At 67.8% G+C, this 14,488-nt stretch carries 12 protein-coding genes; 3 read left to right on the forward strand and 9 right to left on the reverse strand.

Annotated elements, in window-relative coordinates; genetic code table 11:
* Window positions 1-730 precede the first annotated feature (730 nt).
* The 4 genes from ACIQLF_RS15765 to dut all read right to left on the reverse strand — a co-directional run bounded on the left by ACIQLF_RS15765 (window position 731) and on the right by dut (window position 3,296).
* Window positions 731-1,456 (reverse strand): DUF3159 domain-containing protein, encoded by a 726-nt coding sequence (locus tag ACIQLF_RS15765; RefSeq protein WP_400300332.1) that lies wholly within the window; start codon window positions 1,454-1,456, stop codon window positions 731-733.
* A 75-nt stretch (window positions 1,457-1,531) separates the two neighbouring features.
* The gene (locus tag ACIQLF_RS15770) at window positions 1,532-1,960 is read right to left on the reverse strand and encodes a hypothetical protein (RefSeq protein WP_400300335.1); all 429 of its coding nucleotides are present in this window, start codon (window positions 1,958-1,960) and stop codon (window positions 1,532-1,534) included.
* A gap of 9 nt (window positions 1,961-1,969) precedes the next feature.
* Window positions 1,970-2,779, reverse strand: coding sequence for a DUF3710 domain-containing protein (locus tag ACIQLF_RS15775; protein ID WP_400300337.1), 810 nt, complete (start codon window positions 2,777-2,779; stop codon window positions 1,970-1,972).
* A 46-nt stretch (window positions 2,780-2,825) separates the two neighbouring features.
* A complete protein-coding gene (gene dut, locus ACIQLF_RS15780) occupies window positions 2,826-3,296 on the reverse strand; it encodes a dUTP diphosphatase (RefSeq protein ID WP_400300340.1) in 471 nt (156 codons plus the stop codon).
* 126 nt (window positions 3,297-3,422) lie between these two features.
* On the opposite strand from dut, the gene ACIQLF_RS15785 reads away from it, so the two are divergent.
* Complete coding sequence (locus tag ACIQLF_RS15785; RefSeq protein WP_400300343.1) at window positions 3,423-3,986, forward strand: DUF3093 domain-containing protein; 564 nt, start codon at window positions 3,423-3,425, stop codon at window positions 3,984-3,986.
* A gap of 87 nt (window positions 3,987-4,073) precedes the next feature.
* Here the strand turns inward: ACIQLF_RS15785 and ACIQLF_RS15790 are convergent, their stop codons facing one another.
* Entirely contained in the window at window positions 4,074-4,376 is a 303-nt protein-coding gene (locus tag ACIQLF_RS15790; RefSeq protein WP_387525635.1) for a DUF4193 domain-containing protein, read from the reverse strand.
* A 366-nt stretch (window positions 4,377-4,742) separates the two neighbouring features.
* Here ACIQLF_RS15790 and sepH point away from each other — a divergent pair, with 366 nt between their 5' ends.
* Complete coding sequence (gene sepH / locus ACIQLF_RS15795; protein ID WP_400300346.1) at window positions 4,743-5,867, forward strand: septation protein SepH; 1,125 nt, start codon at window positions 4,743-4,745, stop codon at window positions 5,865-5,867.
* Between the two features lie 84 nt (window positions 5,868-5,951).
* Here sepH and ACIQLF_RS15800 read toward each other — a convergent pair whose 3' ends face one another.
* From ACIQLF_RS15800 to ACIQLF_RS15810, 3 genes are read right to left on the reverse strand one after another with little or no spacing between them, the layout of a single operon-like run.
* Window positions 5,952-7,136: an alkaline phosphatase family protein gene (locus ACIQLF_RS15800; protein WP_400300349.1), complete on the reverse strand. Its 1,185-nt coding sequence runs from the start codon at window positions 7,134-7,136 to the stop codon at window positions 5,952-5,954.
* 17 nt (window positions 7,137-7,153) lie between these two features.
* Window positions 7,154-7,834, reverse strand: a complete 681-nt coding sequence (locus ACIQLF_RS15805; RefSeq protein ID WP_400300352.1) for a DUF5998 family protein — start codon at window positions 7,832-7,834, stop codon at window positions 7,154-7,156.
* A 60-nt stretch (window positions 7,835-7,894) separates the two neighbouring features.
* Window positions 7,895-10,597, reverse strand: a complete 2,703-nt coding sequence (locus ACIQLF_RS15810; RefSeq protein ID WP_400300354.1) for a GNAT family N-acetyltransferase — start codon at window positions 10,595-10,597, stop codon at window positions 7,895-7,897.
* A 122-nt stretch (window positions 10,598-10,719) separates the two neighbouring features.
* Here ACIQLF_RS15810 and ACIQLF_RS15815 point away from each other — a divergent pair, with 122 nt between their 5' ends.
* The gene (locus tag ACIQLF_RS15815; protein ID WP_400300357.1) at window positions 10,720-13,359 is read left to right on the forward strand and encodes a DNA topoisomerase (ATP-hydrolyzing) subunit A; all 2,640 of its coding nucleotides are present in this window, start codon (window positions 10,720-10,722) and stop codon (window positions 13,357-13,359) included.
* Between the two features lie 106 nt (window positions 13,360-13,465).
* On the opposite strand, the gene ACIQLF_RS15820 is transcribed toward ACIQLF_RS15815, so the two are convergent.
* Window positions 13,466-14,410, reverse strand: a complete 945-nt coding sequence (locus ACIQLF_RS15820) for an endonuclease/exonuclease/phosphatase family protein (protein WP_400300359.1) — start codon at window positions 14,408-14,410, stop codon at window positions 13,466-13,468.
* Window positions 14,411-14,488 lie beyond the last annotated feature (78 nt).

Here is a 14,488-nt window from a genome sequence, read left to right on the forward strand (position 1 = left end):
GGCCGCCGCGCCTTCCCGACCATGTGGTGCGGGCTGTCATGAAGCATTCGGTGCGGTGCGCACGACGGATTGGAAGAATCCAAAAAGTTTTTTCGAGGCGTCCGATCTTGCCGAAAATCCCTACGATGCCGGATAGATGTCTCTCGACACAAGGAAACGTCAGGTCGGTTTCCTCTCGAAAACCGGGCGCGAGACCCGTGCACTTCCTATCAAGAGGAGCAAGAATTCAGCCGCTTTCCACACTTCGTCAAAGACTTATCCCCCCCCCCCCCCCCCCCCCGAAAAACGAGTAGTCGAGGATTTGGTTCAGAGGCAAGTGGTTCCCCGTGGGGAACCCGCGTGGCTACGAGCAATTCTCCAACACAACTTCGAATTTGATGCCATTCTTGTGCTCTTGTCCGCTTGAAAATGTCCAAAAACAGGTGGCCCTGCCACTGTGGCACCACATAGAAACCCGGAGACTTGGTATTCCGTCGTCGCCTTGGCCCATACTGCTTACGGAGGCCTTGGAAGGTGCGAAATTCATTGAAACCCTCGGCAATAGGACGATCCCGCCGGGCTGGCACCGGCGCCTTCGGCCCAAGGGCTCGCGACGCAACTGTTTCCGTTGTGGGGACCGGGATCCATTGTGGGAGACGCCGGTTGCGATTTTGCCACAGTATCCCCTCTTCAGGAATCAGGCTTGGCCACGACGACCTGGTCCGGGTTTCCCGGTAAGGCCACCGACGCCTTAGGTGTCCTGCGGGGTCTCCGCGGAATCGGTGGCATTCTTCAGGGGCCGGGAAATCATCCAGGCTACCCAGAGCCCCGCGGCGTACAGCGGCACGCCCATGGCCAGGCGCGCGGCCCCGAGCGCGGCGATGTTGTCGGCGAAGTACAGCGGGACCTGCACCGCCAGGCGTGCGGCGAACACGCCGACCACGATCCAGGTTGCCCAGGCATACTGCCGGGCCCGCACCTTGTCGGCACGCCAGGCGGTGTTTTCGGAGCGGATGAACCCGAAGATCACGCCCATCAACGGCCAGCGCACCAGGATGGAGACGACCAGTGCGGCGCCATAGGCGATGTTCGTGTAGAAACCCGGGACGTAATAGTCCTTGGCCTCGCCGGTCGCCCGGGAAACCACGGCGCAAATGACCACGCCACCCAGGCCCGTCAGCGCCTGGACCAGGGTGCCGCGGCGCACCAGGCGGGCCACGGTGAAACCAATCGCGACCGCCACGGAGGCGATCAAAGCGATGTTCAGCTGCTGGCTCAGGATGAAGATCGAGAGGAACACCAGGCCCGGGAGCAGCGACTCGACCAGCCCGCGCACCCCGCCAATGGTCTTGAGCACGTCGATCTGGCCGTCTTCGCGGCGCTCGATGCCCGCGTTTGCACCGATGCGCGCGGCAATGTCCTCGGCCGAGGGGGCGTGTTCCTCGGGTTCGGGGGTGTTCGGGGTGGGATCGCTCATGGGTGGAATGTTCCTCGGGTGCGGTGCGGCCGGCGGCCGAACGGGGGCTGGGGCTGGGTCGGTCGCCCGGGCTGGTCAGGCTCCGGGCCGGGGCTTGGGCACGGGGCCGCGGACCGGCAGGATCTCGTAGCGCGGGTTGTAGATGGTCGGCACGCCGTCGATCGGTGCGACCATTCCCTCGTAGCGCAACCGGGTTCCGGCCCAGATCCCCGGCACCCTGCGCTGGCCAACAAAAATCAGCCGCAGGTGCGGCACCGCGGCGCGGCGTCCGCCGGGCGGTGCCGGGCGGTCGACCACCGAGACGGCAAACATCGGCGCCTGCTGGGCCGGCAGGATCGTGATGGATTCCACGAAGCCCCGGTGGACGACGTGCCCGCGCTCGGGCAATTGCGCCAGGGATTCCACCGTTTGGGTACGCTCGAGGACACCGGGCAGGTCCTCCGCCGCCGCGGCGGGCGGGGAACCTGCATTCTTCCGGAGCCTGGCCGCGCGTTCCTTCGGCACGGGAGTCTCCTAGCCGATCTGCGTGGTTTCCGGGCCGCGCTCGGGGCGCTCGGTGCCCGGGGTTTCCGCTGCGGCATCGGGGTGCGTCAGGGCACCCTGCGGCACGGTCAACGGCAGCAATTCGGTCGGGGGCATCGGGACGTCGCCGCGGACCACCACGACCTGGGCCAAAGCGTCCTCCATGGCCTTCGCCTCCTCCTGATCGGTAAGCGCGGCACCTCCGATGACGGCGCGCAGGAACCAGCGCGGGCCGTCGATGCCGAGAAAGCGCAACACCACGTAGCCCTGGCGGCCATCGGGCGCCGTCTGCGGCACGCGGGCCAGCAGTTCGCTGCCGAAGCGGCCGGAAACCATTTCGGTTTCCCCGCCCTGGTCGGCGATGCCGGTGGCGATCTGGGTGGAAATGCCCGGCCACAGTTCGTCGGTCTTCGGGGCCGCGAAAACCTGCAGCTGCATCCGCGAGGAACCCATTTCCAGGGCCACGGCGATCACGCGCTGGGTCGATTCCTCAACCTCGAGGCGCAGCTGGAGGCCGGGAACCGGCTTGATCAGCAGGGCGCCCATGTCCAGGTATTCGCTGTGGTCCTCGATGGAGTCACCGTCGAAGGGACCCTCGTCCGGGTTTTGCTTGGCCTGTGCAGGCGCAATTCCCTGCGCCTTGGCGGAGTGCGCGGCCTCGGCCTCGGCCGGCGAATGGGCCTGAACCTCGTCGGCGGAATCGACTTCAAGGTCTTTCGACGCTGCGGCGTTCAACTCGGCGATGGTCTGCTCTGGCTGCGCCTCGGCGACTGCCGCCTTGTTCTTGCGCTTGAAAATCATGGAAGTGGCTCTCTGCTTTGTCGACCGTCAGATTGCGGTGCGGGCTTTAGCTTTGGGTGGAAGCGGTCTCGAAGCCACCGGTGGAACCGAAGCCGCCTGCGCCGCGCACCGTTTCATCGAGTTCTTCGACCTGGATGAAGGTGGCCCGCTCAACCTTCTGGATAACCAGCTGGGCGATCCGGTCCCCGCGCTTGAGCGCAATGGGTGTCCGCACATCGGTGTTCAACAATGTGACCTTCAACTCACCACGATAACCCGCATCGACGGTTCCTGGCGCATTGACCACGGTCAGGCCGTGTTTTGTGGCAAGTCCGGAGCGCGGGTGGATCAGTCCGACATAGCCCAGCGGCAGTGCGATCGAGACGCCGGTGGGAACCAGGACGCGCTCCCCCGGGGCCAGCGTCACGTCTTCGCGTGCGCACAGATCCGCACCGGCATCGCCCTCGTGAGCGTAGCTTGGCACCGGAAGTTCCGGATCCAGCATTCGCAGGGCAATATCGACTCTCGATTCGGACATGTTTTTCACTCCAGGGGGTGCTAGTTCTCGGGCCGCAAAGCGGCTCCACTCGTGCACTCCAACTCTAGTGCCTTGGCGGGCCGACCGTGGCAATCGCCCCCGTTGCCACGGCCTATGCTTGTAGGTATGGCCGAGAATTCTTCAACACCGCCCCATGCCCCCGCAATCTTCCAGGAAAAACTCTGGCCGGCCTGGTGGATTTGGCTGATCTCGCTGGGCTTGGGCGCCACCGCCGCCGTGGCATTCATGCCCATCGGCATCACCTGGGGCCTGACCGCCGGACTGGTCGCCTTTGCGCTCATCACCTTCGGGTTGCTCACGAGCACGCCGACCATCGAGGTCACCGCCGACACCGTGCGCGTGGGCCGGGCGAGCATCGAACGCGAGTTCGTCGGCGAGGTCACCGGATACCGCGGCTCGGCCGCCTACCACCAGCGAGGCCCGGGCCTGAACGGCATCGCCTTCATGTGCATCCGCGGCTGGATCGACCCGGTGGTCCGCATCGAGATCACCGACGAACGCGACTCCACCCCCTACTGGCTGACCTCGACCCGTCGCCCGGAGGAACTCACCGCGGCCCTGGGCGGCGCCATGTTCCAGTTCCGCGAGGCCGAGGCCGCGCGCAGCGAGGACAAGTCTGCGGATGAGCCCGCCGACGACTCCCCCGCCCAGGCCGCAGACAACGAATAGCCTGCACCCCGGTTCCGATTGGACATTGGACAAGGAAATGGCGCGGTTCCCCGGAGGGAACCACGCCATTTTTCTTGCCGTCGGGCCTTAGCCTTCGCAGTCGGTGCAGTAGAGCAAGCCGCCCTTTTCCAGGGCGATCTGCGAGCGGTGCCGCACGAGGAAGCACGAGGCGCAGGTGAACTCGTCGGCCTGGGCCGGAAGCACCATGACTTGCAGCTCCTCGCCCGAAAGATCGGCGCCGGGCAGTTCGTAGCTGTCGGCCAGGTCGACCTCGTCCTCGTCGATCAGGTTCGAGGTGTTGGCGCTGCGCTGGGCCTTCAGCTCCGGCAGGGCCTCGGGCTTCTCGTCCTCTTCGGCATGCTTCCGAGGTGCATCGTAGTCGGTTGCCATAATTGCTGCTTCACACTCCGCTTGGTTCAAGCTGTAGTTCTGGTTGGGCGCCGCGGTCCGGGTTGTTTCCCGCCCCGTGGCATCCACGCGTATGGTTGCGCCTATGGTTCAACACCGGCGCACCCGTTTTTGTGCCCGAAAGGGAACAAGGCTGTTCATCATCCCACTTTTCTGTCCGTGATCAGGGATTCCGTGACCGAAAACAAGGACTTCCGGCCGTTTTTGACGACGTTCGTGAGCGGTTACACGCCGCTCCATGGGAAGAATCATAAAGCCGATCCGCGCCACACCAAGGCAGATCTTAGGTAATTGCGCCCACAAGTGGCAGAGTTTTACCCAATACACGACGGTTTGTGGAGGATAGTCATGCGTCAACTCCGACTGGTGGGCATCCACGAGAACGGTGAAAGCCTGCACCTGAGCAGCGAGGATGGCAACAGCTTTGCGCTGCCCATCGATGAAGCGTTGCGCAGTGCGTTGACTCGTGCTGCCCGAGCCGACCGCACCGAGGTCCCCGCCGCGCCGCTCTCGCCCCGCGAAATTCAGACAAGGATCCGCGCCGGGGCGACGGCCGAGGAGGTCGCTACGGCCTCAGGCATGTCGATCGAGCACATCATGCGCTACGAGGGCCCGGTGCTCGCCGAACGCGAGTACATCGCCACCCAGGCCCGCAACGTCGAGGTCTCCGCACCGCAAACCCACGAGGGTTACCGCAGCATCTTCGGCGAGGAGCCCGCGAACCTCGGCGAGATGGTGGCCTACCGGGCACACTCGCTGGGCATCGACGGTGCCTCCCTGGAATGGGATGCATGGCGCTCCACCGACGGCTCGTGGGACATTGTCGCCACGTTCGATGTTCCCAGCTCGTCCGACGCGTTGAACGTCGAATCCATCAGCGAGGATTCGCTGGCGCGCTGGATCTTCAACCCGGGACGCAAGTCCCTGCAGAACGCCAACCGCTGGGCCCAGGTGCTCAGCGAGCTTGAGCCGATCGAGACGCAGCAGGTCGGCCCGCGCCGGCTGTCCGCCGTCGTGGACCACCCGTTCGACGTGGAGGCCAACGCCGACGGAACCGAGGCCGTGGACTTCGAAGCCGCGGTCGCCGATTCCGAGGAACTCCTGGACGTCCTGAGCGCCCGCCGCGGACAGCGCCTGGGCCTCGACGAAGCCGGCGACGACAACCTTGCGGCGATGCTCACCCGCATCCCGTCCACGCAGCGCCCCGGAACACCGCACCCGGACGACGATCCGCGCCTCGCGGGTCCGGCGCACCCGGAGACCGGCGGACTGCCCAGGCTTTACGACGGGGTGAGCACCCGCACCACGCAGATCTCGGTGGTTCCGGCGCTGCGTCCGGCGGCCGACCCGGTCGAGGAATCCGACGCCGAGGGCTCGGGCGACGAGGATGCATCCGGCAAGAAGAAGGCCAAGCGTTCCTCGGTTCCCAGCTGGGACGAGATCGTCTTCGGCCGGCGCAACAACAACGACTAAGCAGCACCCGCACAAAAGCGGAAGCTCCCCACGCGAAACCGCGTGGGGAGCTTCCGCTTTTGCTTCCGGGCTTGGTCCGTGCAGCTACTTCTTGGCCTTGGGGCTGGCCAGGGTCAGCAGCGGGACCTCGCGTTCGGCACGGGTCATCGAACCGTGCTGCCCGATCATGGTGAAGGCCGCGGGGTTGACCCGGCGCCCGTCGAGGAAGGCCACGTCCTCCGCCGCGAGGACCAGCAGGTCCCCGATGCGATGGCGCACCGAGTCGTCGACCTGGCCGAAGAGCCCGTGCTCGATCGCCTGGTCGCGGGTGAGCACCCAGGCCTTGGACCCGAAGTTTTCACGCCAGGCATCCGACACGGCCGCGCGCTGCGCGTCGCCGGTGTTGGCGGCGAAGTGCAGCTGCACGGCGCGCGGCTCCCCCGCCGTCAGCTCGACACCCGCAACAAGTTCCGGGTACTCGGAATAGTCGATCCGCCACTTTTCCGGCACGTCGACCATGCCGTGGTCGCCGGTGAGCAGCAACAGCGTTCCCGCCGGGACGCGGGCGGCCAGGGTGCGCATCAGCGAATCGACTTCCTCCAGCGCGTGGCCCCACTCCAGGGATTCCTTGCCGTAGCGGTGCCCTGCCTTGTCCAGCTCGTTCCAGTAGCAGTAGAGCAGCGCGCGGGGGTTGGCGGCCAGGATCTCGGTGGCCGCGCGCACCCGCGCGTGCGGGCCGTTCGCCTCGGTGAATTCGGTTCCGCGCAGTGCGGCCCGGGTCAGTGCCGACTCCTTGAACTGCGACATGCTGACCGTGGCCGTGTGCACGCCCTGGGCAGCGACGCGTTCAAAGACCGTCTCGTGCGGCTGCCAGGCCGCCGGGTCCAGGTCCGCGGGCCAGCCGCTGAGCTGGTTGACCACGCGCCGGCGCTCCGGATCCACGGCGTCGTAGCCGACGATGCCGTGGAGCCCCGGGGCCAGCCCGGTGCCCAGCGAGGTCAGCGAGGTTGCCGTGGTGGACGGGAACGGGGTCTGCAGGGTCTGCGAGTTTTCCGTCAGCTTGCGCAGGAACGGGGCATGCCCGCCGCGGGCCTTGAGCAGCGCCTTGCCCAGGCCGTCGATCATCACCACGCATACGCGGGAGGCTGCCGGGAGCCCCAGGGTGTTCTCGAAGCCCTCGACCCCCAGTGCGGCGGCCGCGCTGGGCAGCAGCTCCGCAATGGTCTTGCTGCCGTAGGGCGGCGGCGGCGGGAGTTCAGTGGCAGGGGTCAGCCTGGTGCTTGTAACCACGTGTGCGTGCCTGCGCCTTAGCCCTGGTGGGTGTTGCGGCCGAAGCGGGAGCCTACGCGTCCGCGCACCTCGGTGGCGGCCGGGGCGGCCGGGAGCTTTGCCTCGACGGCGTTGCCGCGCGGGGCGGAGGCGCGGCGGATGGCCTTGGCGAAGGTGCGAGCGGCGTTGACCGCGGCGACGCCGTCGGCCTCGGCGCTGACGCGCAGCACCAGGTCCTCCTGCTGGCTGGTGCCGGTGTAGCCGTGGTCGGCGTCGCACGCCGGGTCCGGGCATCCGGCCGGTGCCAGGTCGATGCGCTGGGCGCCGGCCCAGGCGATGCCCAGGGTCAGCTCCTTGACGGTGTCCCCGGTGCGGTAGTTCTGCGGCTGGTGGTAGACGTAGCTGGTGGCCACCGTGGTGACCTTGGCCAGCTGGACCAATTCGGTGGAGATCTGGGCCATGACCTCCTTGCCGTTGTCATCCAGTTCCTGGTCGTCGACGTGTGCGACCAACAGCACGTCCTGGGCCAGGACCAGCACCGTGATGTGCCGGTGGACCTCGTTGTGGTCGAAGTGGGTTTCCAGGTGCACCAGGTGGTCACCCGGTTCCCGGCCGTCGAGCACCTCTTCAATGATGTCCGAAACCATTTTCGGGTAGAACCCGGCACGGTTGAGGTCAGCTTGCAGGTCACGGCCTTTGGCCGAAGAAAGGGGGGTCATGCCCTAAGTCTACCTAAGGCCCGCGCCGCAGGGCCGCCGGGCCTGCCGGGCGTGGATGCGCTAGTGGCTCATGGCCCGGCGTGCCGAATCGGTGCGTTGCCCGGGGTTGCCGATCCACACGTCGACGGCCAGCACGATGGTCCCCCGCTCCGTGACCATCACCGGGTTGATTTCCAGCAGGGAAACCTCCGGGTGGTTGTCCTTCAGCGTGGCGACCCTGTTGAGCAGGTCCTCCAGAGCGGCCACGTCCACCGCGGGCAGGCCCTGGTAGCCGCGCAGCCGGGCCGAGGCCCGCGGGGCGCGCACCAGGTCGGCGAGGTCGACGTTGGTCAGCGGCGGGATGCCATGGGCCCAGTCGTCGAGCAGGTTCACCGCGTCGCCGGAGAGCCCGAAGGAGACCACGGGACCCAGCAGCGGGTCCTCCACCGCGCGGATGACGCAGCCCTGGCCGGCCGGGGCCATCGACTGGACCTCGAGCTCGTGGGCCGCGTAGGGGGCAAGCACCTCGCGCATGTGGCCGATGTTTCCGCGCAGCGAGGCCTCGTCCATGATGTTCAGCCGCACCCCGCCCAAATCCAGGCGGTGGCGGAGGTGTTCGTCGCGGGCCTTGAGCGCCACCGGCCAGCCGAGCCGTTTGGCCGCGGCGACGGCCTCGTCCTCGGTGCCGAACCTCGCGGACTCGAGCACCGAGATGCCGTAGTGGCCCAGGAACTCGGCGGCCGCGGCGCGCGGCAGGTGCAAAAGGTCAAGCCCGGAGACGGAGGCCAGCGCATGCTCGATGAAGTCGGCGGCGGCGCCGACGTTGATGCCCTCGGGGGGAACGACTTCGCCCTGGTCACGGGAGACCCAGGCCGCGTAGCGCACGATCGCGGCCAGCGCGTTCACCGCCGCTCCCGGGCTCGAATAGCACGGCAGCCCGTGGGCGGTTCCGTCCTCTCCGGTCCCGGTGGCCAGCAGCCCCTCGGCGGGGATCGTGGCGTCGATGATGCCGGTGAAGACGGCCACCACGGGCTTGCCCGCTGCGGCCGCGGCCCGCCTGATGCATTCGGCCAGGGCATCGGTCATCACGCCCACCGAGGGCAGCAGGGTGACGATGCCGCAGTGGACCTCGGGGTTTTCCAGCACCGAACCGATCAGGGCCGCCAGACGCGGCAGCGCACGCGACTGGCCGTCCTCAAGGTTGGTCTCCGCCTCCTGGACGATGACCTGCAGGCCGTTTTGCCCGGCCGCGTCCGCCACGACGGAGGCCAGCGCCACGGAGTTGGAGACCACGGCGATGCCGTTGCCGCCCGGCATGGGCTGGGACGTGACGATCTGGGCGATCTCCATGAGTTCCTCGTTGGTGCGGACCCGGATGACGCCGGACTGGCGGAGCATCGCGTCGACCGCCGCGGTCGGCGCCTGCGTGGTGCGCACTGCGTGGCCGGGCGGCAGGCGCAGGCCCATCACGTCTGACTTCGCCACGATCACCGGCTTGGAGTTGGAGAGCCGGCGGGCGATGCGGGAGAACTTGCGCGGGTTGCCGAAGGATTCCAGGTAGAGGCCCACGGCGTTGGTCCCGGGGTCGTCTTCCCAGAACTGCATGGCGTCGTTGCCCGAGACGTCCGCGCGGTGGCCCGCCGAGACGAAGGACGAGATGCCCATCGAGCGGCGCGAGGCAGCCGCGTACAGCAGCACGCCGATCGCGGCCGACTGGCTGAACAGCCCCAGGGTGCCTCGCTTGGGCATGCCGGGGGCCACGGAGGCGTTGAGCCGGACGTCGGGATCGGTGTTGACAAGCCCCAGGGAGGCGGGGCCGATCACCCGCATGCCGTTGGCCCGGGCCAGGTGCACCAGTTCGCGCTGGCGCGACAGGCCCGCCTCGCCGTCCTGCTCGAAGCCCCCGGTGACCACCAGCAGGCCCTTGACACCGGCGACCGCGCATTCCTCGATGACGCCGCGGACCTCGTCCTCGGGCACCGCGATGACCGCAAGGTCCACCGGGCCGGGGATTTCGCGCACGGTGCCGTAGCTGACCATGCCGCCGAGTTCGAAGGCCTCGGGATTGACCCCGTAGACGGGGCCGTTGAATTCTCCCTCGATGAGGTTGTTCAGCAGCGTGTAGCCGATGGAGCCCCACTCGCGGCTGGCGCCGATCACGGCCACCGAGCGCGGGGCCAGCAGCCCGCCCAGGGACTTGGCCTCGGCGCGGTGTTCGCGCGCCTCCATCACGGCGCGGGATTTCTCCGTGGGGTCGATGCTGAATTCCAGCATGACGACCCCCTCGTCGAAGTGGCGCTTGACCGCGTAGCCGGCCTCGGCGAACACCGTGAGCATCTTGCGGTTCTCCGGCAGCACCTCGGCGGAGAAGCGTTCGATGTCGTTTTCGCGGGCCGCGGCGGCGAGGTGCTCGAGCAGGATCGACCCGACGCCCATGCCCTGGTACGCGTCGGAGATGTTGAAGGCGACCTCGGCCTCGGCGGGGTCGTCGAGCCTGTCGTAGCGGCCCACCCCGATGATGTCTTCGCCCCGGGTCACCACGAATGCGACCCGGTCCACGTGGTCGACTTCGGTGAAACGCTTGAGCTCTTTAGCCGTTAGCGCCGATTTGTACGTAAAATAGCGCATGTAGACCGAGGATTCCGACTGGCCCTGGTGCATTTTTTGCAAACCGTCGGAATCGTTGGGTTGAATCGGGCGTAGGTGTGCCGTTGAGCCATTGCGCAAGACAACATCCGCTTCCCAATGGGACGGGTATTCACCGGGTTTACGACCATCCACCATAGGCTTAGCCTATCGGGCGCGGCGGCGGTTGCTGCACGATCGACGCGCCGAAACCGAAGCACCACACTAATCGGTCCCGACAAGGGCCGGAATCAGTACCGAACCGAGGATTCACACTTAATATGGCGCGCAAAAAGCCTGAACCACTGCCCGCGGACTTCGTGGAGCACATCATCGACATCGATGTGACCAACGAAATGGAGGGCTCCTTCCTGGAGTACGCCTACTCGGTGATCTACTCCCGCGCCTTGCCCGATGCCCGCGACGGCCTCAAGCCGGTGCAGCGGCGCATCCTGTACATGATGAGCGAGATGGGTCTTCGCCCGGACAAGGGCCACGTCAAGAGCGCCCGCGTGGTCGGCGAGGTCATGGGCAAGCTGCACCCGCACGGCGACACCGCCATCTACGACGCGATGGTGCGCATGAGCCAGGACTTTGCGCTGCGCCTGCCGCTGATCGACGGCCACGGCAACTTCGGTTCGCTGGACGACGGCCCGGCCGCCCCGCGTTACACCGAGGCCCGCCTGGATTCCTCCGCCGTGGCGATGACGGCGAACCTGGACGAGGACGTGGTGGACTTCGTTCCCAACTACGACAACCAGTTCATGCAGCCCGAGGTGCTCCCCGCCGCGTTCCCGAACCTGCTGGTCAACGGCACCACCGGCATCGCCGTGGGCATGGCCACGAACATGGCCCCGCACAACCTCGGCGAGGTCATCGCCGCGGCGCGGCACCTGATCGCCAACCCGGAGGCCGACCTGGCCGCCATCATGAAGTTCGTGCCCGGTCCCGACCTGCCCACCGGCGGGCGGATCGTGGGCCTGGACGGCATCCGCGACGCCTACCGCACCGGGCGCGGCACCTTCAAGACCCGCGCCAAGGTGGAGCTGGAACAGATCACCGCCCGCCGCGCCGGCCTGGTCATCACCGAGCTGCCCTACATGGTGGGCCCGGAAAAGGTCATCGAGAAGATCAAGGACGCGGTCAACGCCAAGAAGCTGACGGGCATCGCCGACGTCATGGACCTGACCGACCGCAACCACGGGTTGCGCCTGGTCATCGAGCTGAAGAACGGCTTCAACCCCAACGCGGTGCTGGCCCAGCTGTTCAAGTTCACCCCGATGGAGGATTCCTTCGGCATCAACAACGTGGCACTGGTCGAGGGCCAGCCGCGCACGCTGGGCCTGCTGGAGCTGCTCACGGTCTACGTCGAGCACCGCATCAACGTGGTGCGCCGCCGCACCGGGTACCGCCTGCAGAAGAAGCTGGACCGGCTGCACCTGGTCGAGGGCCTGCTCATCGCGATCGTCGACATCGACGAGGTCATCGCGATCATCCGCTCCTCCGACGAGACCGCGCAGGCGCGCGAACGCCTGATGAAGATCTACGACCTGACCGAGCTGCAGGCCAACCACATCCTGGAGCTGCGCCTGCGCCAGCTCACCCGCTTCTCCCGGATCGAGCTGGAGAAGGAAGCCGAGGAGCTGCGCGCCGCGATCGACGAGCTGCGCGCCATCCTGGATTCCGAGCCCGTGCTGCGCGAGCTCGTCTCCTCCGAGCTGGCGGAAATGGGCGAGAAGTTCGCGACCCCGCGCCGCACCGTGCTGCTGGAGTCCGAGTCCGGCACGCCGCTGAAGGGCACCACCATGCCGGCCGTGGTCGGCACCGGCAAGGCGGCTCCGCTGAGCCTGGAGATCGCGGACGACCCGTGCTGGGTGGTGCTTTCGGCCACCGGCCAGGTGGCCCGCACCGCGGACCGGGACCCGATCGACGACTCGGGTGCCCGCACCAAGCACGACGTGCTCGGTTCCCTGGTGGCCACCACGGCGCGGGGGGAGATCGGCGGCATCACCTCCACCGGCCGCATGCTGCGCCTGCAGGTCGTCGACCTGCCGCTGCTGCCCCCGGCCAACGGCTTCCCGCAGCTGACCGGCGGCGTCAAGATCGCCGAGTTCGCCCAGCTGGCCAAGGGCGAAAAGATGGTGGCGCTGGTGCCGCTGAACCGGGTCATCGCGCTGGGCACCGCCAAAGGCGTGGTCAAGCGGCTGACCCCGGAATACCCGTTGAACCGCGACGAGTGGGAGGCGATCACGCTCAAGGACAAGGACACGGTCGTCGGCGCCTCGGTCTCCGCCGACGAGGCCGACCTGGTCTTCGTCACCCGCGGGGCCCAGTTGTTGCGCTTTGCCGCCAACACCGTGCGCCCGCAGGGCCGCACCGCCGGCGGCATGGCCGGCATCAAGCTCGGCGCCGAGGACACCGTGATCTTCTTCGGCGTGGTCCCGGAGACCGCGCAGCAGCCGGTGTTCGTGTCGATCGCCACCGGTTCCGACGCACTGCCGGGCACGGCCTCCCACACGGTGAAGGTCACCGACTTCGCCGAGTACCCGTCCAAGGGACGTGCCACCGCAGGCGTGCGGGCGCACCGCTTCCTGAAGGGCGAGGACCAGCTGGAACTGGCCTACGCCGGCGCGGGCCCGGCCCGTGCCGCCTCGGCCGCCGGCGTGGTGCGTGCGCTGCCGACCGAATACGCGAAGCGCGACGGTTCCGGCGTGCCGCTGGCCCAGGGCATCGACGTGCTCGGCGGGTCCATCGGCGCGACCCCGGCGGAGCCAGTGGACGGCGGCCTTCCGCAGGCCCCGGCGACCCGCGCACCGCTGGTGGCACCCGAGGTGAACAGCCTGCCGTTCGCGGATTCCGGCGTGGTCCAGGTCGGGGCCGCCAAGCGCGTGGCCGTCCAGGACTCGCTGCTCGAGGACTAGACGCCAACTGGCGGAATCAACGCGGCAACATCGATGGCAAGCGCCGTCCCGCTCCCCCGCACGGGGTCCGGGACGGCGCTTGCCGCGTCGGTGCCGGGACCACGCCCTATGGCCGGCCCGGCTCGATGCCGGTGACTGTTGCGATGATTCCGTAGTGGTCGGTGCCGGGGACGGGCACGCGTTGCCAACCCGTGGCGGCCAAACCGCGGACGAGGATGTGGTCGATGGCCGTGAACGCCGGGAAGCGGCCGGTTGCCGGCCACGTGGGAATCGGAAAAATGCCTGCGGCGGCGGAAGTGTCGGTGAAGTCCGCGGCGATCTCCCTGAATGCGGGGTGCGCATGGCCGGCGTTGAAGTCCCCGGCCAGCAGCATGGGGATGTCCGTGCGCGTGGACTGCCAGGCGTCGATCGACCCAAGGATGCTTCTCCACTTGTCCGCGCCGTCGACGACCGGCGCGTGGGGGTGCACGGCCGCCACGCGGATCGTCCCGAAGCGCGGATGCTCGATCACGACCGACGGGTGGTCGAAGGCCTCGATCCCTTCCGCCACCGGAATCCGGGATTCATGCTTCAGCGGGAACCTGGAAAGAATCGCCGTTCCCGCGGTGTCCCCGGGAGTCACGGTCTGCGACCGGTAGGGCAGGGTCCCCTTGACGCCACGGGCAAGCAGGTCGCCGATCAGTTGTTCATCGACCTCGACGAGCACCACGACGTCGGCGTGACGTGCCTTGATGGTGTCGGCCAGGGCGGCCACGTCCGCCTGCGAATGCTCGACGTTCACGCTGAACACCGTGATCGGTGCCGCCGCGGAGGCCGCGGGGAGGCCGGCGACGGGCACCAGCGTCGGCAGCAATCCCAGCACGGCTCCCGAGAGCAGCAGCAGTGCGGGAACACGCCGCCGGCCAAGCGCCAGCGGCATCGAGACGACCGCCGCGGCCAGGCAAAGCGCCGGAACCAATGCCTGAAGGACCGGGATCAATCCGCGCCCGAGCAGGTCAAGGCGTGGAAGCACCGCGAGGGCAAGCGCCGCGAGCGCCGTGCCGCTTGCCACCCAGGGGTGCCGGAGGGCCGGACCGTGCGTCCGGAACCCGTTTCCCGGCCCTGTTTCCACGTTGGTTTCGGGGCCGTC

Source organism: Paeniglutamicibacter sp. NPDC091659 (genome assembly GCF_044756805.1).
Taxonomy (GTDB): domain Bacteria; phylum Actinomycetota; class Actinomycetes; order Actinomycetales; family Micrococcaceae; genus Paeniglutamicibacter.

Bases quoted from the DNA above. Each gene is read 5' to 3' on its own strand.
- dut (WP_400300340.1), bottom strand. From the start codon at position 3,296: ATGTCCGAATCGAGAGTCGATATTGCCCTGCGAATGCTGGATCCGGAA.
- ACIQLF_RS15790 (WP_387525635.1), bottom strand. From the start codon at position 4,376: ATGGCAACCGACTACGATGCACCTCGGAAGCATGCCGAAGAGGACGAG.
- ACIQLF_RS15775 (WP_400300337.1), bottom strand. From the start codon at position 2,779: ATGATTTTCAAGCGCAAGAACAAGGCGGCAGTCGCCGAGGCGCAGCCA.
- ACIQLF_RS15815 (WP_400300357.1), top strand. From the start codon at position 10,720: ATGGCGCGCAAAAAGCCTGAACCACTGCCCGCGGACTTCGTGGAGCAC.
- ACIQLF_RS15810 (WP_400300354.1), bottom strand. From the start codon at position 10,597: ATGGTGGATGGTCGTAAACCCGGTGAATACCCGTCCCATTGGGAAGCG.
- ACIQLF_RS15805 (WP_400300352.1), bottom strand. From the start codon at position 7,834: ATGACCCCCCTTTCTTCGGCCAAAGGCCGTGACCTGCAAGCTGACCTC.
- ACIQLF_RS15765 (WP_400300332.1), bottom strand. From the start codon at position 1,456: ATGAGCGATCCCACCCCGAACACCCCCGAACCCGAGGAACACGCCCCC.
- sepH (WP_400300346.1), top strand. From the start codon at position 4,743: ATGCGTCAACTCCGACTGGTGGGCATCCACGAGAACGGTGAAAGCCTG.
- ACIQLF_RS15785 (WP_400300343.1), top strand. From the start codon at position 3,423: ATGGCCGAGAATTCTTCAACACCGCCCCATGCCCCCGCAATCTTCCAG.